We start from the raw sequence: 20,296 nt of genomic DNA on the forward strand, positions 1-20,296 counted from the left end.
TGGGTATCCGCCAATATACCAGGAAGGGACCTGCAAGCACCGGAGGCCGGCATTGCCGGGCGCGTTCGCCCGGCAATCCTCTGGTGGGTATCCCTGCTCCGGACAGGATCAGTCGATGGTGATGACGACCTTGCCCAGGTGCTGCTGGCTTTCAAGGTGTTCGAACGCGGCGCGGGCATCGTCAAAGGCGAAGGTGCGATCGATGACCGGCTTGATCTGATGCTGGGTAATGGCGCGGTTCATCTGCTCGAACATTTCACGTGAGCCCACAAATATCCCTCGCATCAACACGCTCTTGCGCATGATGGCGGTCGGGTTGATCTCGCCCCCCGTCAGTACGCCGATCAGATTGACCTGACCGCCCAGACGCGAGGATTCGATCGAGCGCGGCAGGGTGCCGGCGCCGCCGACTTCCACGACGTGATCCACGCCGCGCCCACTGGTCAGGCGCTTGACCTCTTCCTGCCACTCGGGCGTCTCGCGGTAGTTGATGGTGTCGTCAGCGCCCAGCTCACGCACGCGGGCGAGCTTGTCATCGCTGGAGGAGGTCTGAATGGCGCGGGCACCGGCGGCGCAGGCGAACTGCAGGCCGAACATGGAAACGCCGCCGGTCCCCAGCAGCAGCACGCTGTCACCGGCCTTGAGCGGCGATTTGCCGGCATACAGGGCGTTCCAGGCCGTGACGGCGGCGCAGGGCAGGGTGGCGCCCTCTTCAAACGAGAGATGTTCGGGCAGCGTGACCAGCCCTTCTTGATCGAACAGCACATATTCGCTGAGCACGCCATCCACGGCGCCGCCCAGCGCCGAGCCCGGGTGGCTGTCGTTGACCTCACCGCCCAGCCAGTTCTGCATGAAGATGCCGGCGACACGGTCGCCAACGTTGAACCGGGTCACGTCCTCGCCGGTCTCGACCACCTCGCCGGCGCCGTCGGACAGCGGAACGCGATCGGGCGCCACGCCGCCGCGGCTGTAGTTGCCCGTCACGATCATCAGGTCGCGATAGTTCAGTGACGCCGCGCGCATCCGGACCAGTACCTGGCCGCGTGCCGGGCGCGGGGTATCACGTTCACCAAGGGTCAGATCGCTGATGGCGTCGGTTTTGGGCAGGGTATAAAGCCGCATCATGAGTCTCCTTAAAATTATCCGGGTAACAGATCAAGCGTAGCGGGTGCAAGGGTGTGGCAAAAGTCGAAGCGTGTTTCAGTTTCGGTGGCTGGCGCCGTTATCCTTTTATCAGAATGTTTTGTTGAAAGGGGTAGGTGTGGGCATCAGTCACTGGCCGGAAGGCGAACGACCGCGGGAAAAGCTGATCAATCTGGGCGCGCAGGCGCTGTCGGATGCCGAGCTGCTGGCGATCTTTCTGCGGGTGGGCGTCAAGGGGCGTTCCGCGGTGGATCTGGCGCGTGATCTTCTGGGAGAATTCGGCGGGTTGCGGCCGCTTCTGGAAGCCGACCGTGCCACGTTTTGTCAGGCTCACGGGCTGGGTGATGCCAAGTACGTGCAGCTGCAGGCAGCACTTGAGCTTTCGCGTCGTCATCTGGAAACGCTGTTGATGCGCGGCGATGCGCTCAATTCACCGCTCATGGTGCGTCGCTTTTTAAGCGCGCATCTGCGTGATCTGGGCCATGAGGTGTTTGCCGCCCTGTTTCTGGACAGCCAGCACCGGGTGCTGCGCTTTGAAAAGCTCTTTACCGGCACGCTGGACGCCGCCGCCGTCTATCCGCGCGAGGTGGCCCGGCGGGCGCTGGCGCTTAATGCTGGTGCCGTGATCTTTGCGCACAATCATCCCTCCGGCGTGGCCGAGCCCAGCGACGCCGATCGTCGCATCACCACGCGTCTGGTCGAGGCGCTGGGGCTTTTCGATATTCGGGTGCTGGATCATTTCGTGGTCGGTGATGGCGACGTCGTCTCCTTTGCCGAACGCGGCTGGCTCTAGGCTACGGGCAATTATCTCAAGGTGTGCTTGCCGATCAGGGGGCTCTCTGGTATAAAGTACGCCCTTTGACTTTCTGCGGGTTATGAACAGGGGGCAGGGAGGCGTATCGCCTGCCACTTCTCACCGGTTTGCCCGAATACTTAATAGACACTCATGTGGGGCCCATTCGGGCTCACGGCTGGAGGCTTCCATGTCACAAGTCTGTCAGGTTACCGGCAAGCGTCCGGTGACTGGTAACAACGTTTCCCACTCTCAGCGCAAGACGCGTCGTCGTTTCGTTCCCAACCTGCATACGCATCGTTTCTGGGTCGAGTCCGAAAAGCGCTTTGTCAGCCTGCGTCTGTCCTCCAAGGGCATGCGCATTATCGACAAGAAAGGCATCGAAGTGGTCCTCAAGGATCTGCGTGCCAATGGCCTGAGCGTCTGAGACGACGGTTCGTGATTACACCTCAAGCGCCTGGCGCGCTTGAATGCGGAGAGCAAGAACATGCGTGACAAGATCAAGCTGGTTTCAAGCGCGGGTACCGGTCATTTCTATACGACCGACAAGAACAAGCGCAACACACCTGACAAGCTGGAATTCAAGAAGTACGACCCCGTCGTACGCAAGCATGTCATGTACCGTGAAGCCAAGATCAAGTAATTGATAAGGCTTTACGTGCCGCCCGACAGGGTGGCCTGAAAGGACCCGGTCATGGCCGGGTCTTTTTGTATCTGATGGTCGGCCATGAGGCCCTGATCCTCTGCGCCGTGACCGCCTGCTCAACGTCACTACGCCGGATTTCCATGCCCGAGCTGCCTGAAGTCGAAACGACCCGCCGCGGTATCGCGCCGTGGGTGGCGGGTTTCGAGATCAATGAAGTCATCATCCGTCACCACCGTCTGCGCATCCCCGTACCGCAAGGGCTGGCCGAACGACTGACCGGCGAGCGCGTCGGCGACATTGCCCGCCGGGCCAAGTATCTGCTGCTGCCGGTCGCAGGAGGCCATCTGCTCTGGCATCTGGGCATGTCCGGCAGCCTGCGCCTGGTCGAGATCGGCACCGAGCCGCGCAAACATGACCACATCGATCTGGTCATGAGCTCCAGTCTGGTGCTGCGCTATCACGATCCGCGCCGCTTCGGGCTGGTGGATTTCATCGAGGGTGACCCGCTCAGCGATCGGCGGCTGGCAAGTCTCGGGCCCGAACCGCTGGATGATGACTTCAACGGCGGGCATCTTTATCAGCGCTCGCGCGGCAAGCGCCTGGCGGTCAAGAACTTCATCATGGACAGCGCCGTGGTGGTGGGTGTGGGCAATATCTACGCCGCCGAGGCGCTGTTCATGGCCGGCATCGATCCGCGCGTCGAGGCCGGGAAAGTCTCGCGCGCCCGTTATCAGCGTCTGTCGGAGGCCGTCAAACAGGTGCTGGCGGCCTCGATCGAGCAGGGCGGCACCACGCTGCGTGATTTTGTCAGCGGCCGCGGTGAGCCCGGCTATTTCGTGCAGCGCCTCAACGTTTACGGGCGCGGCGGCGAGCCTTGTCGCGTCTGTGGTCGCGAGCTTCGCTCGATGACCATTGGCCAACGCGCCAGCGTGTTCTGCCCCCACTGCCAGCGTTAGTCGTCGCCCGGGCATACGACACGCTGCCGCGGCGGTGCCCAGCTGATAGAATGGCGGGCAATACGCTAGTGCCCCTTTTATTCCCCATTCTGGAAGCTGTCGTGACCCAACGTCTTCGTCTCAAGAAAAACGCCGATCGTCGTCTCAAGGCGGGCCATCTGTGGCTCTACTCCAACGAGATCGACATCACCGAAACGCCGCTCAAAAGCTTTGAGCCGGGCGCTCAGGCCATCATTGAAGCGGCCAGCGGGCGCGCCATGGGCGTGGCTTACGTCAATCCCAACTCCCTGATCTGCGCCCGTGTCGTTTCGCGCGATACCGACGTGATGCTGGGCCGCTCCCTGCTGGTGCATCGCTTCAAGCAGGCACTGTCCCTGCGCGAGCGCCTCTTTGCGCGGCCCTTTTATCGTCTGGTGCACGGCGAGGGCGATCTGCTGCCCGGGCTGGTCGTGGACCGCTTTGACGATGTGGTCGTGGTCCAGCTCAATACGCTGGGCATGGAGAAGGTGCGCGATGAGATCATCGATGCGCTCAACAAGGTGCTTTCGCCGCGTGTGATCGTGCTGCGCGGCGACACCGCCGGACGGCGTCTGGAGCAGCTCGACGAGCATGTCGAGATCGTTCAGGGCAGCCTGGAAGGCGCCGTGGCGCTGGAAGAAAACGGCGTGCGCTTTGAAACCGACGTGGTGGGTGGCCAGAAGACCGGCTGGTTCTTTGACCATCGCGATAACCGTGCCTGGTTCAACACCCAGGTGGCCGGCAAGCGGGTGCTGGATGTGTTCAGCTATGTCGGCGGCTGGGGCGTACAGGCCGCGGTCAGCGGCGCCTCGGAAGTGGTCTGCGTGGATGAATCAACGCCGGCGCTCGAGCGTGTCATGGACAATGCCGCGCTCAACGGCGTGGAAGACCGCGTCTCAACCCTTGAGGGCGACGCCTTTAAAGCACTGGCACAGCTCAAGGCGCAGGGAGAAGTCTTTGATGCGATCGTGCTCGATCCGCCGGCGTTCATTCGCAAGCGCAAGGACATTGCCGCCGGTGAGCGCGCCTACGGGCGGCTCAACCGGGAAGCGATTCGTCTGCTGGGCCGTGATGGCCTGCTGATGTCGGCGTCGTGCTCGATGCATCTGGCCAGCGATCGTCTGGTGGATATCGTGCGAGGTGCGGCGCGTCACCAGGACCGTCATGCCCAGCTGATCTATCAGGGGCACCAGGCCGGTGACCACCCCATTCATCCGTCCATCCCGGAAACGGCCTATCTCAAGGCGATGGGCGTACGCATCTTTCGCGACTGAGGTCATGATGCGCTGGGTTCGTGTCTTTCAGCATCCCAATAGTCTGCTGGTGGGGCATGTGCGCAATCTGATCGAGGGGGCCGGCGTGGTCTGTGATCTGCGCAACTGGACGCTGGCCGGCGGCATGGGCGATCTGGCCCCCATCGACTGCGAGCCTGAGATCTGGGGAGCGCCGCAGGATGAGGCGCGCGCCCGGGCGGTGGTCGAGCAGTGGCGCCATGATGCGCGAGAAGAGTCGACGCCCGGTGCGCGGTTGTCACGGGGCTGGCGCTGCCAGGCCTGTGGCGAATGGCACGACGCGCACTTTGATGCCTGCTGGCAGTGCGGGCAGGAGCGGCCCGCTCCACAGCGCTGACCGGCCTGCCTGTCGCCCGGCTGCCCCGCGCGCGTTACACTGTACGCACCTTACACGCGATGACTTCATCCGCGCCGTTTTCCATTACCGAGCAGACGTTGCGTTCATGACCAGCACACGAGTACTGACCGGCATTACCACGACCGGTACCCCCCATCTGGGCAATTATGTCGGTGCCATTCGCCCCGCGATTGCCGCAAGTCAGGATGACAGCGTTCAGTCCTACTATTTTCTGGCCGACCTGCATGCGCTGATCAAGGCAAGCGATCCCAAACGGGTGCAGCAGTCACGCCTCGAGATTGCTGCCACCTGGCTGGCGCTGGGGCTGGATACGGACAACGCCATCTTTTATCGCCAGTCGGACATTCATGAGACGACCGAGCTGGCCTGGCTGCTCTCCTGCGTCTGCGCCAAGGGTCTGATGAACCGGGCGCATGCCTACAAGGCCGGCGTTGCTGAAAACGAAGACAGTGGCAGCCCGGATCCGGACCGCGGCATCACCATGGGGCTTTTCAGCTATCCGGTACTGATGGCGGCCGACATTCTGCTGTTCAACGCCAATCGCGTGCCGGTAGGGCGTGATCAGGTACAGCACATCGAGATGGCCCGTGACATGGCCGGGCGTTTCAACCACCTGTACAAGGGCAATTACTTCACCCTGCCCGAGGCGGTAGTGGATGAGCGGGTGCAGACCCTCAACGGGCTGGACGGACGCAAGATGTCCAAAAGCTATGACAATACCATTCCGCTGTTCTCCTCCGAGAAGAAGCTTCTGAAGCTGATTCGCAAGATCAAGACCAACTCGCTGGAGCCGGGTGAGCCCAAGGATCCTGACACCTGCACGCTCTTTCAGATCTACTCGGCCTTTGCCAGCGAGAGTGAAGAGCAGGACATGCGCACACGCTACGCTGAAGGAATTGGTTGGGGCGATGCCAAGAATGCGGTGTTTGAGCACCTCAACGCGCAACTTGAAGGGCCGCGCGGCGAGTATGAGCGGCTGATGCAGGACCCGGGGCATATTGAGTCCGTGCTGCAAAAGGGCGCCGAGCGGGCGCGCGGTGAAGCCAATGCGCTGCTGGAGCGTCTGCGTCCGGCCGTGGGCCTGGGTCGCTTTGTCTGACATCGCCGGTAGCCCGGTGCGACTGATGCCGTTCCTGCACCCGATCATTCGGCAAAAGCGGCAGGAGCGGTGTCAGTTGCAACAGAAGCCGGAGGGTTGTATCCGATACCGAGCGGATCTTATCCGATACTGAATTGTCCGGAGAGCGTGGCGCCCTCCACGCAGCGCAGACGTCCCGCCTTCAGTTTGCCTTCGAAGCGGGCGTTGGCATAAAAGGTAGCGCTTTGCGTGGTATGTACGGCGCCGCTCAGGCGTCCATCAACCACCAGATGGCAAACCTGTACGTTTGGGCCTGCCTCACCGCTGCCAAGAATGGCGAGGCCATGATCGCGCAGCGTAATCTCTCCCTCGACGCGTCCGGCCACGGTCAGTGGCTGGGCAGCTTCAACATGGCCGATAACATGAATGCTCGGCCCGATGAAACTGCCGGAATGCACGGTCTCATTGCCGGCAGGGCCATGCCGATTCTGTTGTGCAGCGTCAGTGCCGGCGTGTGAAGGAAGGCTCGGTGCCGGCTCGATCCTGTCTTCTGCCCTGTCGACGACGGGTGATGGCAACGGACGTGCCAAGGGTTCGGCAGTCGCTACGTCGATCCGATGATCCCTGAGCCGAGCCCTGCGCGCACGTCGCTGACCGTCGTACAGAATCAGCAGTATTGCTGCAATGCCCACTATCAGCAGCCATCCCAGTGTATTCATGACGTCATCCCGAAACTATGAAGGCCGCATTCGCGGATCGGTGCCTGCGGCCTGTGGCGAGTGTCTGCTGGACATGATCAGAGCCGATTCTATCGGCGGTCTGTCGACATTCTTTATCCTTCGACGTGAAGGGTGGATGATGTGCTACCGATATTAGAGGATTATCACATTTTTCGATTACAGTACCAGAGGCCCCTGATGAGGGTAGCAGTGCATAGCCAGCGGAGATCGATATGTTTCAGAGGACGAAAGGCGTGGATGACACCGGCGAGCGTGATGTCGCCTCGAACACCGTGGCGCCTTCCCAGGCCGCTGAAGCGGGTGAACGCTCGACGCGCATCAGCAAGCGGGCACTGATCGGCTCGGAAACCCGAGTGACGGGTGATATGACAGGTGAAGAGGATCTGCATATCGAGGGGCATATCGTCGGCAGTGTCACGTTCAGACGCCATGCCGTCAGCGTCAGCAGCGATGGGTCGGTCGAGGGCGATGTGGTAGCTCAATCGCTGACCATCGGCGGCACCATTCGCGGACGCCTGATCGCCTCACACAGTGTTCGGGTGTTGGCCGGTGCGCATGTCAGCGGGGAAATTCACTCTCCCGGACTGGTGATCGAGGAGGGCGCTGAATTTCAGGGCACGGTTGACATGAATCCCGACAGTACGTTGCTCGAGCAGTCGTTCGATACGGCACTGCTGGAGCCTGTGCATCAGGCGCCGACCGATACCTGGCAGGCCGGCGCTCCGGATGACGATTATCCCGAAAGCACGGCGCTGGACGCGCTTGATGAAGAAGACGAGCGCGCCTCGCACCGGGTTCGCGGCGAATAGGTGGGAGCACCTGATGGCAGGTGGTCGAGGTGATACGTTGGCCTCATGAGGCAGGACCCGGCTCCTGAGCCGGGTCCGGGGAGGGGGCGTTAGCTGCTCAGGGCGTCACTCAAGCCGTGAGCATATTCGGCGCCATGGGGCACGGTAATCGAGGAAGACTGCAGGGCATCGCCGATCGGCTCGAATCGGCCACCCAGTGCTTCGGCAAGAAAGGCCTCGGTCACGGCGTTAAAAGCAATGTTGTTGACCGGACGGGCGAAGCCGTGGCCCTCGTCGGGGAAAAGCACGTAGGTGACGGGAATCGACTTCTCGCGCATGGCGTCCACGATCTGGTCGCTTTCGGCCTGCTTGACGCGCGGGTCGTTGGCGCCCTGACCGATCAGCAGCGGTCGCTGAATGCGATCGGTATGGGTCAGCGGCGAGCGCGCCTTCAGCCACTCGCGACCTTCCTCGGTATTGGGGTCGGCCATGCGGCGATACATCTGCTGGCGGCCGGCCTCCCAGTAGGGCGGGATGCTCTCCAGCAGCGTGGTCAGGTTCGACGGCCCGACAATATCCACACCGCAGGCAAACACCTCGGGCGTCATGGTAAGCCCCGCCAGCGTGGCATAGCCGCCGTAGGAGCCGCCCATGATGGCGACCCTTTTCGGGTCGGCAATGCCCTGATCGATGGCCCAGTCGACGGCATCGATCAGATCATCATGCATGCTCGTGCCCCATTCGCCATCGCCGGCGGCGGTAAAGGACTTGCCAAAACCGGTCGAGCCGCGATAGTTGACCGACAGCACCGCATAGCCGCGGTTGGCCAGCCACTTGTGATAACCGTTGCTGCCGTAGCTGTCGCGTGCCCAGGGGCCGCCATGGACCAGCAGCACCATCGGTAACGGATCACGGGGTGCTGTGAAACCATCGGCCTCGCTGCCGTGAGGCAGAGTCAGATAGGAAACCAGTGTCAGGCCGTCACGCGAGGTGAGCTCCAGCGGCGTCATGCCGGCCAGCGGTGCGCCTTCAAGTTCCGGACGACCAACAAACAGCGAGGTGAGAGTGCGCGTGTCGCGATCAAACAGCCAGGTCTCGGCAGGTGCCGTGACCGGATCGTTGACCACGATCCAGCGCCGGTCATCATCGGTGCGTGAGGTGACGTTGACATCGCCCTTGAGCTCGCCGTCGAGAAAGGCCAGCGCTGCGCCGATGTCCGGATCGATGGCAGTCCATTCGGTGCGCAGATAGTCCACCGCAAAGGCCTGAATCTCATGGTTGTCGCGGTCGGCCATGACGCCGGTGATGTCGGCCTTGGGTGACTCGGCAATCACGCGCGACTCGCCGCTGTCCCAGTCCTGGGCGGTCAGGGCGGCCGTATCGCGTCCGCGACTGTCGATCCAGTACATGGTGCGGCCGTCACGGGTAAAGCCGGCCGGCCCGGTGTTGGCGCTGTCTTCAAAGCTGATTGAGGCGAACGGCTCGGCTTCGACCGTCAGGTCGTTGACGCGAAAGAAATCCTCTCCGCCGTCGGCGCGGGGCTGCTCGGCCAGACGAATGTTGAGATCTTCATCGACCAGGAAACCGCCGTAGCCGTCGTTTTGCAGCACCAGCGACAGCTCGCCACTGTCGAGATTGAGCTGATAGACGTCGTGCCAGCGCGGGTCGCGGTCGTTGATGCCGACCATGATGCGGTCCTTGATATGGCGGCTTACCCCCAGTACCTGAACGCGTACGCCTTCCTGCGGGGTGAGAGTGCGCTGCTCGCCGCTTTCCACGTTGACGCCGTACAGGCGAAAGTTTTCATCGCCGCCCTGGTCGTTGACGTAAAGAAGCTGCTGGCTGTCCGGCGACCAGAAATAGCTGCGGATCGGGCGAGTGTCTTCCCGGGTCAGGGCCCGGGCGCTGTCGGGGTGATCGACCGGGGCGACCCACAGATTCAACACGTCATTGACGGGGGCGATCCAGGAGAGCCACTGCCCGTCGGGGCTCAGGCGGCCCTGAATACGGCTGGGGTTGCCGAACAGGCGCTGACGCTCGATAAGAAGCGCCACATCGTCTGTCTGACCGGCGCCTGCCGAGGGGGTCTGGCTGGCCGGCACGGCGGCCAGCGCGACATTGATCCAGCGCATCATGAACTCCTTGTACCAATAGCCGGGACCGCAGCGGTCTACGGTGTCATTTTGATTTCGACAGCATAACGCACGTGTGTTTCCCGGGCATGATGAATCCATTAGCCAGCTTTTATTTCAGACGGGGCGCTTATGCCGATAGAATATGGAAAAAAGCGTTCTTATTTCTGGAGGAAAGGTATGGCGCAGGTGACTGCAGCAGGTCAGCGCCAGCAGAAGGCCCTGCATCAATCCCCGATTGTCTGGGGGGCGGGCGCACTTTTGCTGGTCGCAATACTGATGGTGAGCAGCATCATCAGCGTGACGCAGGGCGCGTTGATGCTGGTAGGTGGTGCTCTGGGGATGGTGCTCTATCACGCCGCCTTCGGCTTCACGTCGGCCTGGCGGGTGTTCATTACCGAACGGCGAGGCCGTGGGCTGCGCGCGCAGATGGTGCTGTTGGCCGTAGCGGTGGTGCTTTTCTTCCCGGCGCTGTCGGCCGGCACGCTGTTTGATCAGCCGGTACGCGGCTTTGTCTCCCCCATAGGCGTGTCTGTCATGGTGGGGGCCTTCATGTTCGGCGTCGGCATGCAGCTGGGGGGCGGCTGTGCTTCGGGCACGCTGTTTACCGCCGGTGGCGGTAACGCGCGCATGATGGTGACCCTGCTCTTTTTCATTGTCGGCTCGGTACTGGCGACCATCAACTTTGACTGGTGGGCGTCGCTGCCGGCCTTTAGGCCGGTATCGCTGGTCGAGCTGGGGGCCGGTGGCGGGATCGCCACAAGCCTGGTGCTCTTCGCGATCATCGCCGCCGTAACCGTGCTGCTGGAGCGCCGTCGACATGGCGCACTGGAAGCAGCTGCCGTGCCGGCCGAGCGTCGTGGTACGGCGCGCTGGCTGCGAGGGCCCTGGCCTCTGCTGTTTGGCGCCGTGGCGCTGGCGCTGCTTAATTTCGCAACGCTGGCGCTGGCCGGTCGCCCCTGGGGGATTACGTCGGCTTTTGCCCTTTGGGGCGCCAAGGTCGTCCAGGCCGTGGGGGTCGACCCGGGGCAGTGGAGCTACTGGCAGCAGCCCGGCAACGCGCAGGCGCTGGGTGAGAGCATCTGGCGTGACGTGACCAGCGTCATGAACATCGGCATTATTCTGGGCGCGATGCTGGCCGCGGCGCTGGCCGGCCGGTTTCGGCCCAGCCTCAGGATTCCGGCACGCTCGCTGGCTGCCTGTATCATCGGCGGGCTGCTGCTGGGCTATGGTGCACGTATCGCCTTTGGCTGCAACATTGGCGCCTATTTCAGTGGCATCGCCTCCGGCAGCCTGCATGGCTGGGTCTGGATGGTCTTCGCCTTTGCCGGCAACCTGGTGGGCGTGAAGCTGCGTCCCTTCTTTTTCAATCAGCCGGCGCGTCCGGCCGTCAGCGGCTGCTGACCCTGGCATTGCCGGAAAGTGATGACAGCGGAGATGCCCGAGGGCATCTCCGCTGCTCTGTCGGCGATCGATTTGTTTATTCATGTGACTGCCATATGAATTTTTCATCCTTTTCTGATGACGAAGACGTTACAATGACTCGTTAACACGCTTACGAATTCTGGAAGCCCCATGTCAGATCCCATCCTGTCGACGCCCGCTGAACGTCGGCAGACGCTCAACAGCATCTATCGCTACGTTGCCTATCTCTTCTTCATCGCCCTCATCTGTCAGTGCATGTACTGGGACGCGCTGCCCAAAGCACTGGATGATCAGTTTACCGAAGCCTCCTTCGCCGAGATTTCCCAAAGCGTCATGTTGATCCTCAGCCTGGTGCTGCTGTGGAAAGTCCGCGCGATGGGCGTCTATCGCCACGGCACCGTGCTGATGTTCGCCTTTTTGCTGGCCTCACTGATTCGTGAGCAGGATTTTCTGTTCGATCGTGTGTTTGATGGGCTATGGCAGTGGCTGGTGACGCTGGTGCTGGTGCCGGCTCTGGTGTATCTGATACGCCATCGCCATCACGTCCTGGATGAATGCTGCCGCTATATACAGCAGATGTCCTTCGGGCTTTTCCTGAGCGGCATGCTGACGCTTTATGTCTTCTCGCGCCTGATGGGCCGGGGCATTTTCTGGGAGGCCATCATGAAGGCGCAGTACATCTACGAGATCAAGTCCACGGTAGAAGAGGGTATCGAGACGCTGGGCTATGCACTGATGCTGCTGGCCGTCGTTGAGCTGTGGCTCTGGGCGCGTCGGCAGATTGCATCCACTGCCTGATCATCCTTGTGACCCGATACCATGGAAAAGGCCCCATCCGAGGATGGGGCCTTTTGGTCTGACAGGGGCTGCTGTTACTTCGGCAGCATGCTGCGTAGCACGTAGTGGAGGATACCGCCGTGACGGTAGTACTCCAGTTCGTTGACGGTATCGATACGGCAGAGCGCGTCGAGCTCTTTGGTATTGCCATCGGCAAAGGTAATGGAGACCTTCACGCTGGCACCCGGGGTCAGATCACTCAGGCCCGAGATGCTGATGCTCTCGTCACCGGTCATACCGAGTGAGTTGCGATCTTCACCTTCCGGGAACTGCAGCGGCAGAACGCCCATGCCGATCAGATTGGAGCGGTGGATACGCTCGTAGGATTCGGCGATAACGGCGCGAACGCCCAGCAGACGTGTACCCTTGGCGGCCCAGTCACGCGAGGAGCCGGTGCCGTACTCCTTGCCTGCGATGACGACCAGCGGCGTGCCTTCTTCGGCGTACTTCATGGCGGCGTCATAAATCGCCATCTGCTCGCCATTCGGGACGTAGCGGGTCATGCCGCCTTCGACGCCGTCGAGCATCTCGTTGCGGATACGCACGTTGGCGAAGGTGCCGCGCATCATCACTTCGTGGTTACCGCGACGCGAGCCGTAGGAGTTGAAGTCCTTGACCTCGACACCGTTGTCCTGCAGATAGCGACCTGCCGGGCTGTCGGGCTTGATGGCACCGGCCGGGGAGATGTGGTCGGTGGTCACCGAGTCTCCAAGCTTGGCCAGCACGCTGGCATTTTCCACGTCCTGAATCGGCGCCGGCTCGCGGCCCATGCCTTCAAAGAAGGGCGGATGCTGGATGTAGGTGGAGTCCTTCGACCACTCGTAGACTTCACCCGGGGTGATGTCGATGGACTGCCAGGCCTCGTCGCCGTCAAAGACCTCGGCGTACTCCTTGCGGTACATGTCGCTGCGGACACGCTCGACGGCTTCGGCAATCTCCTTCTGGGAAGGCCAGATGTCCTTGAGATAGACCGGGTTGCCATCGCGGTCGTTGCCCAGCGACTCCTTCGAGATGTCCAGGCGCACGTTGCCGGCCAGTGCATAGGCCACCACCAGGGGCGGTGACGCCAGCCAGTTGGTCTGGACCAGCGGATGAATGCGGCCTTCGAAGTTACGGTTGCCCGACAGCACCGAGGCGACCGTCAGGTTGTCGTCCTGAATGGCGGTGTCGATCTGCTCGGGCAGCGGACCGGAGTTGCCGATACAGGTGGTGCAGCCATAACCGACCAGGTTGAAACCCAGCTCGTTGAGCGGCTCCTGGAAACCGGCCGTGGCCAGATAGTCGGTGACGACCTTGGAGCCGGGGGCCAGCGAGGTCTTGACCCATGGCTTGCTGGTCAGACCCTTTTCGACGGCCTTTTTGGCCACCAGGCCTGCGGCCATCAAAACGCTCGGGTTGGAAGTGTTAGTGCAGGAGGTGATGGCGGCGATAACCACCGCGCCGTCCTGCAGCCGGAACTTGTGCCCGCGGTGCTCGATGTTGGGATCTTCGCTGAAACTATTGTCGACAAACGGCGCCGTATTGCCACCTTCGCTCTGCCAGCGCCCTTCTTCCTTCGCCGGGGCATCCTTTTCCTGATCGGACAGCAGCTTCTCGAAGGTGGCGCTCATGTCGGTCAGGGCGACGCGGTCCTGCGGGCGCTTGGGGCCGGCCAGGCTCGCCTCGACTTCGTCCATGTCCAGCGACAGGGTGTCGGTGAAGATCGGCTCATGACCCGGCTCGCGCCACAGACCCTGCTGCTGGGCATAGGCCTGCACCAGTTCGATCTGCTCCTGGCTGCGTCCGGTCAGTTTCATGTAGTTCAGGGTTTCATCATCGATCGGGAAGAAACCACAGGTAGCACCGTACTCGGGCGCCATGTTGGCAATCGTCGCACGATCGGCCAGCGGCAGATCCTTGAGGCCGTCGCCGTAGAACTCGACAAACTTGCCGACGACGCCCTTCTTGCGCAGCATCTGGGTCACGGTCAGTACCAGGTCGGTCGCCGTGATGCCTTCCCTGAGCTTGCCTTCGAGCTTGAAGCCGATGACTTCGGGAATCAGCATGGACACCGGCTGGCCCAGCATGGCCGCTTCGGCCTCGATACCGCCAACGCCCCAGCCCAGTACACCCAGACCGTTGATCATGGTGGTGTGGGAGTCGGTGCCGACCAGCGTATCGGGGAAGGCGAAGGTCTTGCCGTCTTCTTCCTTGGTCCAGACCGACTTGCCCAGGTACTCGAGATTGACCTGGTGGCAGATGCCGGTACCCGGCGGGACAACGCTGAAGTTGTCAAAGGCCTGCTGGCCCCAGCGCAGGAACTCGTAACGCTCGAGGTTACGCTGCATCTCGATCTTGACGTTGTCTTCAAACGCCTGGGGATTGCCGTAATCGTCGACCATGACCGAGTGGTCGATGACCAGATCCACCGGCGAGAGCGGGTTGATGCGGGAAGGCTTTTCACCCAGTTTGGCGACCGCGTCGCGCATGGCGGCAAGATCGACAACGCCGGGGACGCCGGTGAAATCCTGCATCAGAACGCGGGCCGGGCGATAGCCGATCTCACGCGTGGAGCGACCTTCCTTCTGCCAGTCGACCAGCGCCTGAATGTCGTCTTCAGTAGCGGTGACGCCGTCCTGAAAGCGCAGCTGATTTTCGAGCAGCACCTTGAGGGTGAAGGGCAGACGCGTAAAATCACCGTACTGTTCGGCTGCCTTTTCAAGGCTATAGTAGTGGTAGGTGTTGTCACCGACCGTCAGCGCGCTGAGCGTGCCTTTGGTGTTATCAGGGCTCATGAGGCCTCCTCATCATCGGATTCCGGACCCGCACCATGCGACCTGGTAACCTCCGTCAGGAGAGGCGATAACGCATGGCCGGTACGCTGCATCAGGGAACATTTTTCAACGTGCCATTGTTCCCTGATGAGTATAGTAAGCATACCTTCAATATTACCTGGTGTCGGCTTGCCGACATTGTCGACAAACTTCGTGGCGCTAGCATAACAGTTTACCGCCTGTTTCGTTCAAGTATTTCAAGGCGAAAGCCCCTCATGCACGACCAATGGCTAATATCATGGCAGGACCATTGCCCCTATTGCGATGCCATGAACGATATTGATATCGACACCAGCCAGGGCTCTCACGTGACCTGGGTTGACTGCCAGTGGTGCTGCGCACCAATGGTCGTTACGGTGACGATATCCCCCTTCGATGACACCCTCGAGTCGGTCACGCTCGGGCGCGATGACGATGCCTGAGTCGGCCCGGGCAATGAGCGTCATTGCCATCACCGATTGGCCGCAGGCCCCCTGTCCGCTCACAATGAGACCTATCCCCATGTTTGCCCGGGCACTGAAGCAGGCGATGGTCAGTGTTACACTGGGCACCATACAATTTCTGTCGATTTCTACCGAGGTAAGTCATGAGTGATGCCAGCCATCATCCGCTGATTATTCTGGGCTCCGGCCCGGCCGGCTATTCCGCGGCGGTCTATGCAGCCCGCGCCAATCTGTCTCCGATGCTGTTGACCGGCATGGAGATGGGCGGTCAGTTGACCACCACCACGGATGTCGACAATTGGCCGGGTGATGACAGCGGTGTACAGGGTCCCGAACTCATGGAGCGCATGCGTCGTCATGCCGAGCGTTTTGAGACCGATATCCGCATCGATCACATCAACGAGGTCATGCTGACCGAGCGTCCCTTTCGGCTGAAGGGCGATCAGGGCAGCTATACCTGTGACGCCCTGATCGTGGCCACCGGCGCCAGCGCCCTGTATCTCGGTCTCGAGTCCGAGGAGCGTTTCAAGGGGCAGGGCGTGTCGGCCTGTGCGACCTGCGATGGTTTTTTCTATCGCAACAAGGAGGTCGTGGTGGTCGGCGGCGGCAACACGGCCGTCGAGGAAGCGCTCTATCTCTCCAACATCGCTTCGAAGGTAACGCTGGTCCATCGTCGCGATAGCCTGCGCGCCGAGAAGATCCTGCAAAAGAAGCTGTTCGACAAGGTCGACAACGGCAACATGGCAATCGAATGGAACACCATGGTCGATGAGGTGCTCGGCGATGGCTCGGGCGTGACGGGCGTGCGGCTCAAGTCCATGACGGATGGCAGTACGCGCGAGCTTGAAGCGCCGGGGCTGTTCGTGGCCATCGGCCATCGACCCAATACCGATCTCTTCAATGGCCAGCTCGACATGAAGGATGGCTACATCACGGTGAAATCAGGCCTTCATGGCAATGCCACCGCCACCAGCATCGAGGGTGTTTTTGCCGCCGGTGACGTGGCCGATCAGATCTATCGCCAGGCGATCACCTCGGCCGGCAGCGGCTGTATGGCAGCCCTTGATGCCGAGCGCTATCTCGACGGGCTTGATCCGAGCGTGCCGCATTCGGCCTGGTAAAACGCAGCGGTCATGATCGCGATTCAAAAGGGGGAAGGCCAGGGCCTTCCCCCTCGTTGTGTTCATGCATTCAATAATGGGGCGGGCGTTCCTCGGCGCTGTCGGACTGCATGGATTCCAGGCTTTCGCGCTGCTCTCCCAGACGCTGGGCCATGAGGTTACAAAGACGCTCCAGCCGTTCAATGGTGGCGTTTTGTGCAATCAGCGTCTCATCCAGGCGCTCCAGCCAGTCCTCCTGCCAGGCAAGGCGGCTCTCCATATCGTCGACGCGCTCTATCACCTGCTTAAGCGTAGTGTCAATGTGCATGTTAGAATCAGCTTGTTGCGGAGGTGTTGTCATGTCGTTGATCTCCGTACGGTAAACATCCGGCTTCACGGCCGGTGGCTGGGTTCGCCTTCTGTGAATAAAGGGCATTACGGGAACACGCAGAAGGCGAACGGTGCACGTAAACAATCCGATAAACGTTTGAAGCAGAGTATCGTCATGAGTGCAAAAACCATCTGGCGCTGTACCGTTATCAGCCTGCTGCTGGCGCTTTTAACGCCGGTCCTTGCAGGTTTTCTTGTCTATCTTGCAAGCCCTGTCGCTATCGAAAACATGGCCGCCAATCCCGGTCTTGTCGTCATCTGGGCGCTGTCTGCCGTGTCAGCCTTTGTGGCGCTCGAGATCGCAACGCTTGCCATGCATGTGCTGACGCCGACACTGTCCAACGTGGTGGAAGTTGAAAAGGATGATCGTGAGATCGGCGTGGTCAAGTGGTTCAATGTCAACAAGGGCTATGGCTTTATTACCCGCGACGGTGGCGAGGATGTCTTCGTTCATTTTCGTGCCATTCGTGGCAAGGGGCATCGTACGCTCGCCGAGGGGCAGCGGGTACGTTATTACTCCATCCAGAATGAGCGCGGTCTGCAGGCCGAGGATGTCACTGTCATTACCTGACAGTGGTTGTTATCCCATGGTCCGTGGGAGTCATCACGAAAACGCCCCGCAACGCGGGGCGTTTTTTATGGCTTCAGAAGCGCCGTACATCACTTCTTTTTTCCCTGATGACCGGCATCGGGCCAGTGGATCACGCCTTCGCTGCCATCGGCGAGCACCTGAAAAAAGCGATCGGGGTCATCGCCTGGCTGCCATCCGCCCAGCGAACAGCGAACCTCGCACGCAAGCGCCACACTCGCTGCGCGGGCGCAGTCGACATCCCTGGGCCAGGGGGTAAGTTCGCTGTCAAACCAGAGACTGGCCAGCCGGTCGGCGGCGTTTTCGACCAGCAGAACGGGCAGGCGCTGGCCCTGGTAGATGGGGGCGGCTCGCCACTGCTGTTTACCGGCGCGCTCGAGCGTGACAGGGATGTTCAGGGCCTGAGTGAGCCATTGCGAAATATGCTCGGCATCGTTGCAGGCAAGGTAAACCTCGATATCTGGATAGTGCTCCATGGTTATCGCAGCAGCCGGTCAAGGGTGGATTCAAGGGCCTGGCTCATCAGATCAAGGTCCGTGGCAAGGATGCGCTCATCGCGCTGGTGGATGGTGGCATTGCGCGGCCCGAACTCGATGGTCTGCGGCCCCAGCGTAGCAATAAAGCGAGCATCAGAGGTACCACCGCCGGTGGAGAGGCGAGGACGCAGACCGGTAATGTCGGCAAGTGCCGCGCTGACGGCCTCGGTCAGCGCGCCCGGCACGGTCATGAAGGGTTCACCGGAGAGCTGCCAGTCGATATGCCACGCCAGTTCGTGCGCATCCAGCAGGGCCTCGATGCGTGCCTTGAGCGCCTGCGCCGTGACCTCGGTGGAAAAGCGCAGGTTAAAGGTCACCTCCAGCTCACCGGGAATGACATTGTTGGCCCCGGTGCCGCCCTGGATGTTGGAGATCTGAAAGCTGGTCGGCGGGAAAAAGTCATTGCCGCTGTCCCAGTGCTCGGCGACCAGAGCCTCAAGCGCCGGCAGGGCCTGATGGATGGGATTGCGCGCCATCTGTGGGTAGGCCACATGGCCCTGAACGCCCTGGATACGCAGCACGCCGTTGAGCGAGCCGCGTCGGCCGTTTTTGATCACATCGCCAAACTGCGCCTCGGAGGAGGGCTCGCCGACGATGCAGTAATCAACAACTTCCTGTCGCGCGCGCAGGATCTCCACCACGGCGCGGGTGCCCTCTCGGGCCGGGCCCTCTTCATCGCTGGTCAACAGAAAGGCAATGCGCCCCGGGTGATCGGGATGCGCGGTCACGAAGCGCTCGACGGCCGTGACCATCGCGGCCAGTGACCCCTTCATGTCGGCCGCACCTCGTCCGCGCAGGTAGCCGTCGTCATCGATGCAGGGGGAGAAGGGTGGTGTCTGCCACAGATGTTCGGGACCGGTGGGTACGACATCGGTATGGCCTGCCAGCACCAGCGTGGGGCCGCCGTGGCCGCGCACGGCCCAGAGATTGCGCACCTCGCCCTGATCCATCCACTCCAGATGAAAGCCCAGCTGCGCCAGGCGCTCACCGATCAGCGTCTGACAGCCAGCATCCTCCGGGGTGACAGAGGCTCTTGAGAGCAGTTCAAGCGCCAGCGACAGTGTCTCGCCCGGCGCCTGCCCGTTCGCTGCAGTGTTGTCGGAAACCTTGTACATGACGCTCTTCGTTCAACGGGCGCCCGCATGAGCGCCCGGATGGGTGGACAGCGCTGAACGACCCCTTAGTTGTGGGCGTGCAGGGCGTCGTTGAGCGCGATGGCGCTCTTGTTGGTGCGGCACTCAAGGCGGCCCGTCTGGGAGTGGCGCAGAAACAGCAGATCGCTCTGTCCGGCCAGCTGGCGTGCCGCCACGGTCTCGACCAGTTCGCCCTGATCGTCGAGCACCGCCACTTTGGCGCCGGCGGTGATGTAGAGACCGGCTTCAACCGTGCAGCGATCACCCAGCGGGATACCGATGCCGGCATTGGCGCCGATCAGGCAGTTTTCACCGGTGCCAATCACGATGTTGCCACCGCCGGAAAGCGTGCCCATGGTCGAGGCGCCGCCGCCCAGGTCAGAGCCGCTGCCCAGCATGACGCCGGCCGCAATGCGACCTTCCACCATGCCCGGGCCTTCGGTGCCGGCGTTGAAGTTGCAAAAGCCTTCATGCATGACCGTGGTGCCTTCGCCCAGATAGGCGCCCAGGCGAACGCGGGCCGTGTCGGCGATACGTACGCCCTTCGGGACCACGTAGTCGGTCATCTTCGGGAACTTGTCGACACAGTCGACCGACAGGGCACGGCCTTCAAGGCGCGCCTTCAGGCGGCGGTCGTTGAGCTCCTCGATATCGATGGCGCCGTCACTGCTCCAGGCAATGTTCTTCAAGAGGCCAAACATGCCATCAAGCTTGAGGCCGTGGGGCCTGACCAGGCGGTGGGACAGCAGGTGCAGCTTGAGATACACCTCGGGCACGCTCTCCGGGGCGCGATCTTCTTCAAGGAAGACGGCGACCAGTGGGCGATGACTATCGGTCATGGCGCGGGCGATATCGGCCTGCTCATCATTGCCGGCATGCGCCAGAGCTTCCGCCAGACTTTCACAGTGCTCGGGCAGAAAGCTCACGGCCACGTTGCCTTCGGGAGCACCCAGTGTGCTGCGCACGGTATCGACAAGCGTGCGGTCCGGGGTGTGAAGCGGGGCGGGGTAATAGACTTCGAGCCAGTCGCCCTGACGGTTCTGGGTGCCGATACCCAGTGCAAAACTCAGCATGAAAAACTCCTTG

At 61.6% G+C, this 20,296-nt stretch carries 21 protein-coding genes; 13 read left to right on the plus strand and 8 right to left on the minus strand.

What is annotated here, in order from left to right:
- Nucleotides 1–108: 108 nt before the first annotated feature.
- Complete coding sequence (locus C8D72_RS11955; protein WP_211308846.1) at nucleotides 109–1,125, minus strand: zinc-dependent alcohol dehydrogenase family protein; 1,017 nt, start codon at nucleotides 1,123–1,125, stop codon at nucleotides 109–111.
- A gap of 136 nt (nucleotides 1,126–1,261) precedes the next feature.
- Here C8D72_RS11955 and radC point away from each other — a divergent pair, with 136 nt between their 5' ends.
- The 7 genes from radC to trpS all read left to right on the plus strand — a co-directional run bounded on the left by radC (nucleotide 1,262) and on the right by trpS (nucleotide 6,305).
- On the plus strand, nucleotides 1,262–1,936 hold the full coding sequence (radC, locus tag C8D72_RS11960; RefSeq protein ID WP_115854667.1) for a RadC family protein: 675 nt from the start codon (nucleotides 1,262–1,264) through the stop codon (nucleotides 1,934–1,936).
- A gap of 190 nt (nucleotides 1,937–2,126) precedes the next feature.
- Nucleotides 2,127–2,363: a 50S ribosomal protein L28 gene (gene rpmB / locus C8D72_RS11965; protein WP_115854668.1), complete on the plus strand. Its 237-nt coding sequence runs from the start codon at nucleotides 2,127–2,129 to the stop codon at nucleotides 2,361–2,363.
- A 60-nt stretch (nucleotides 2,364–2,423) separates the two neighbouring features.
- Complete coding sequence (rpmG, locus tag C8D72_RS11970) at nucleotides 2,424–2,579, plus strand: 50S ribosomal protein L33 (protein WP_086620664.1); 156 nt, start codon at nucleotides 2,424–2,426, stop codon at nucleotides 2,577–2,579.
- 143 nt (nucleotides 2,580–2,722) lie between these two features.
- Nucleotides 2,723–3,538, plus strand: coding sequence for a bifunctional DNA-formamidopyrimidine glycosylase/DNA-(apurinic or apyrimidinic site) lyase (gene mutM / locus C8D72_RS11975; protein WP_115855109.1), 816 nt, complete (start codon nucleotides 2,723–2,725; stop codon nucleotides 3,536–3,538).
- Nucleotides 3,539–3,639: 101 nt separating this feature from the next.
- Nucleotides 3,640–4,830, plus strand: a complete 1,191-nt coding sequence (locus C8D72_RS11980) for a class I SAM-dependent rRNA methyltransferase (protein ID WP_115854669.1) — start codon at nucleotides 3,640–3,642, stop codon at nucleotides 4,828–4,830.
- Nucleotides 4,831–4,834: 4 nt separating this feature from the next.
- Complete coding sequence (locus C8D72_RS11985; RefSeq protein ID WP_115854670.1) at nucleotides 4,835–5,185, plus strand: putative signal transducing protein; 351 nt, start codon at nucleotides 4,835–4,837, stop codon at nucleotides 5,183–5,185.
- A gap of 106 nt (nucleotides 5,186–5,291) precedes the next feature.
- Nucleotides 5,292–6,305 (plus strand): tryptophan--tRNA ligase, encoded by a 1,014-nt coding sequence (trpS, locus tag C8D72_RS11990; protein WP_115854671.1) that lies wholly within the window; start codon nucleotides 5,292–5,294, stop codon nucleotides 6,303–6,305.
- A gap of 119 nt (nucleotides 6,306–6,424) precedes the next feature.
- On the opposite strand, the gene C8D72_RS11995 is transcribed toward trpS, so the two are convergent.
- On the minus strand, nucleotides 6,425–7,003 hold the full coding sequence (locus C8D72_RS11995) for a bactofilin family protein (protein ID WP_115854672.1): 579 nt from the start codon (nucleotides 7,001–7,003) through the stop codon (nucleotides 6,425–6,427).
- Between the two features lie 233 nt (nucleotides 7,004–7,236).
- Here C8D72_RS11995 and C8D72_RS12000 point away from each other — a divergent pair, with 233 nt between their 5' ends.
- Nucleotides 7,237–7,833: a bactofilin family protein gene (locus tag C8D72_RS12000; RefSeq protein WP_115854673.1), complete on the plus strand. Its 597-nt coding sequence runs from the start codon at nucleotides 7,237–7,239 to the stop codon at nucleotides 7,831–7,833.
- 89 nt (nucleotides 7,834–7,922) lie between these two features.
- On the opposite strand, the gene C8D72_RS12005 is transcribed toward C8D72_RS12000, so the two are convergent.
- The gene (locus C8D72_RS12005; protein WP_115854674.1) at nucleotides 7,923–9,944 is read right to left on the minus strand and encodes a S9 family peptidase; all 2,022 of its coding nucleotides are present in this window, start codon (nucleotides 9,942–9,944) and stop codon (nucleotides 7,923–7,925) included.
- 180 nt (nucleotides 9,945–10,124) lie between these two features.
- On the opposite strand from C8D72_RS12005, the gene C8D72_RS12010 reads away from it, so the two are divergent.
- A complete protein-coding gene (locus tag C8D72_RS12010) occupies nucleotides 10,125–11,348 on the plus strand; it encodes a YeeE/YedE family protein (RefSeq protein ID WP_115854675.1) in 1,224 nt (407 codons plus the stop codon).
- Nucleotides 11,349–11,519: 171 nt separating this feature from the next.
- Entirely contained in the window at nucleotides 11,520–12,167 is a 648-nt protein-coding gene (locus tag C8D72_RS12015; RefSeq protein ID WP_115854676.1) for a hypothetical protein, read from the plus strand.
- 74 nt (nucleotides 12,168–12,241) lie between these two features.
- On the opposite strand, the gene acnA is transcribed toward C8D72_RS12015, so the two are convergent.
- On the minus strand, nucleotides 12,242–14,980 hold the full coding sequence (acnA, locus tag C8D72_RS12020) for an aconitate hydratase AcnA (protein WP_115854677.1): 2,739 nt from the start codon (nucleotides 14,978–14,980) through the stop codon (nucleotides 12,242–12,244).
- Nucleotides 14,981–15,054: 74 nt separating this feature from the next.
- On the opposite strand from acnA, the gene C8D72_RS17795 reads away from it, so the two are divergent.
- Both C8D72_RS17795 and trxB read left to right on the plus strand, forming a co-directional pair.
- A complete protein-coding gene (locus C8D72_RS17795) occupies nucleotides 15,055–15,441 on the plus strand; it encodes a zinc ribbon domain-containing protein (protein WP_342768071.1) in 387 nt (128 codons plus the stop codon).
- Between the two features lie 164 nt (nucleotides 15,442–15,605).
- Nucleotides 15,606–16,583, plus strand: coding sequence for a thioredoxin-disulfide reductase (trxB, locus tag C8D72_RS12030; RefSeq protein WP_115854678.1), 978 nt, complete (start codon nucleotides 15,606–15,608; stop codon nucleotides 16,581–16,583).
- A 70-nt stretch (nucleotides 16,584–16,653) separates the two neighbouring features.
- Here the strand turns inward: trxB and C8D72_RS12035 are convergent, their stop codons facing one another.
- Nucleotides 16,654–16,890 (minus strand): SlyX family protein, encoded by a 237-nt coding sequence (locus C8D72_RS12035; RefSeq protein ID WP_115854679.1) that lies wholly within the window; start codon nucleotides 16,888–16,890, stop codon nucleotides 16,654–16,656.
- 177 nt (nucleotides 16,891–17,067) lie between these two features.
- Between C8D72_RS12035 and C8D72_RS17770 the strand changes: the two genes are divergently transcribed.
- Nucleotides 17,068–17,523 carry a cold-shock protein gene (locus tag C8D72_RS17770; RefSeq protein WP_115854680.1) on the plus strand — a complete coding sequence of 152 codons (456 nt, stop codon included), beginning with the start codon at nucleotides 17,068–17,070 and terminating at the stop codon, nucleotides 17,521–17,523.
- A gap of 89 nt (nucleotides 17,524–17,612) precedes the next feature.
- Here the strand turns inward: C8D72_RS17770 and C8D72_RS12045 are convergent, their stop codons facing one another.
- From C8D72_RS12045 to dapD, 3 genes are all read right to left on the minus strand, one after another.
- Nucleotides 17,613–18,017, minus strand: a complete 405-nt coding sequence (locus C8D72_RS12045) for a hypothetical protein (protein ID WP_115854681.1) — start codon at nucleotides 18,015–18,017, stop codon at nucleotides 17,613–17,615.
- A 2-nt stretch (nucleotides 18,018–18,019) separates the two neighbouring features.
- A complete protein-coding gene (gene dapE / locus C8D72_RS12050; protein WP_115854682.1) occupies nucleotides 18,020–19,192 on the minus strand; it encodes a succinyl-diaminopimelate desuccinylase in 1,173 nt (390 codons plus the stop codon).
- A gap of 65 nt (nucleotides 19,193–19,257) precedes the next feature.
- Nucleotides 19,258–20,283 carry a 2,3,4,5-tetrahydropyridine-2,6-dicarboxylate N-succinyltransferase gene (gene dapD, locus C8D72_RS12055; RefSeq protein ID WP_115854683.1) on the minus strand — a complete coding sequence of 342 codons (1,026 nt, stop codon included), beginning with the start codon at nucleotides 20,281–20,283 and terminating at the stop codon, nucleotides 19,258–19,260.
- Nucleotides 20,284–20,296: the final 13 nt, after the last annotated feature.

The sequence above is a fragment of the Kushneria indalinina DSM 14324 genome, assembly GCF_003385845.1.
GTDB lineage: Bacteria > Pseudomonadota > Gammaproteobacteria > Pseudomonadales > Halomonadaceae > Kushneria > Kushneria indalinina.

What these genes read in the sequence shown, in the direction of transcription:
- mutM (WP_115855109.1), top strand. Translation starts at nt 2,723, where the DNA reads ATGCCCGAGCTGCCTGAAGTCGAAACGACCCGCCGCGGTATCGCGCCG.
- trxB (WP_115854678.1), top strand. Translation starts at nt 15,606, where the DNA reads ATGAGTGATGCCAGCCATCATCCGCTGATTATTCTGGGCTCCGGCCCG.
- trpS (WP_115854671.1), top strand. Translation starts at nt 5,292, where the DNA reads ATGACCAGCACACGAGTACTGACCGGCATTACCACGACCGGTACCCCC.
- acnA (WP_115854677.1), bottom strand. Translation starts at nt 14,980, where the DNA reads ATGAGCCCTGATAACACCAAAGGCACGCTCAGCGCGCTGACGGTCGGT.
- C8D72_RS12010 (WP_115854675.1), top strand. Translation starts at nt 10,125, where the DNA reads ATGGCGCAGGTGACTGCAGCAGGTCAGCGCCAGCAGAAGGCCCTGCAT.
- C8D72_RS11955 (WP_211308846.1), bottom strand. Translation starts at nt 1,125, where the DNA reads ATGATGCGGCTTTATACCCTGCCCAAAACCGACGCCATCAGCGATCTG.
- C8D72_RS12015 (WP_115854676.1), top strand. Translation starts at nt 11,520, where the DNA reads ATGTCAGATCCCATCCTGTCGACGCCCGCTGAACGTCGGCAGACGCTC.
- dapE (WP_115854682.1), bottom strand. Translation starts at nt 19,192, where the DNA reads ATGTACAAGGTTTCCGACAACACTGCAGCGAACGGGCAGGCGCCGGGC.
- C8D72_RS11995 (WP_115854672.1), bottom strand. Translation starts at nt 7,003, where the DNA reads ATGAATACACTGGGATGGCTGCTGATAGTGGGCATTGCAGCAATACTG.
- C8D72_RS11985 (WP_115854670.1), top strand. Translation starts at nt 4,835, where the DNA reads ATGATGCGCTGGGTTCGTGTCTTTCAGCATCCCAATAGTCTGCTGGTG.
- C8D72_RS12005 (WP_115854674.1), bottom strand. Translation starts at nt 9,944, where the DNA reads ATGCGCTGGATCAATGTCGCGCTGGCCGCCGTGCCGGCCAGCCAGACC.
- dapD (WP_115854683.1), bottom strand. Translation starts at nt 20,283, where the DNA reads ATGCTGAGTTTTGCACTGGGTATCGGCACCCAGAACCGTCAGGGCGAC.
- C8D72_RS17770 (WP_115854680.1), top strand. Translation starts at nt 17,068, where the DNA reads ATGAGTGCAAAAACCATCTGGCGCTGTACCGTTATCAGCCTGCTGCTG.
- C8D72_RS12045 (WP_115854681.1), bottom strand. Translation starts at nt 18,017, where the DNA reads ATGGAGCACTATCCAGATATCGAGGTTTACCTTGCCTGCAACGATGCC.
- C8D72_RS17795 (WP_342768071.1), top strand. Translation starts at nt 15,055, where the DNA reads ATGGCCGGTACGCTGCATCAGGGAACATTTTTCAACGTGCCATTGTTC.
- C8D72_RS12000 (WP_115854673.1), top strand. Translation starts at nt 7,237, where the DNA reads ATGTTTCAGAGGACGAAAGGCGTGGATGACACCGGCGAGCGTGATGTC.
- rpmG (WP_086620664.1), top strand. Translation starts at nt 2,424, where the DNA reads ATGCGTGACAAGATCAAGCTGGTTTCAAGCGCGGGTACCGGTCATTTC.
- rpmB (WP_115854668.1), top strand. Translation starts at nt 2,127, where the DNA reads ATGTCACAAGTCTGTCAGGTTACCGGCAAGCGTCCGGTGACTGGTAAC.
- C8D72_RS12035 (WP_115854679.1), bottom strand. Translation starts at nt 16,890, where the DNA reads ATGCACATTGACACTACGCTTAAGCAGGTGATAGAGCGCGTCGACGAT.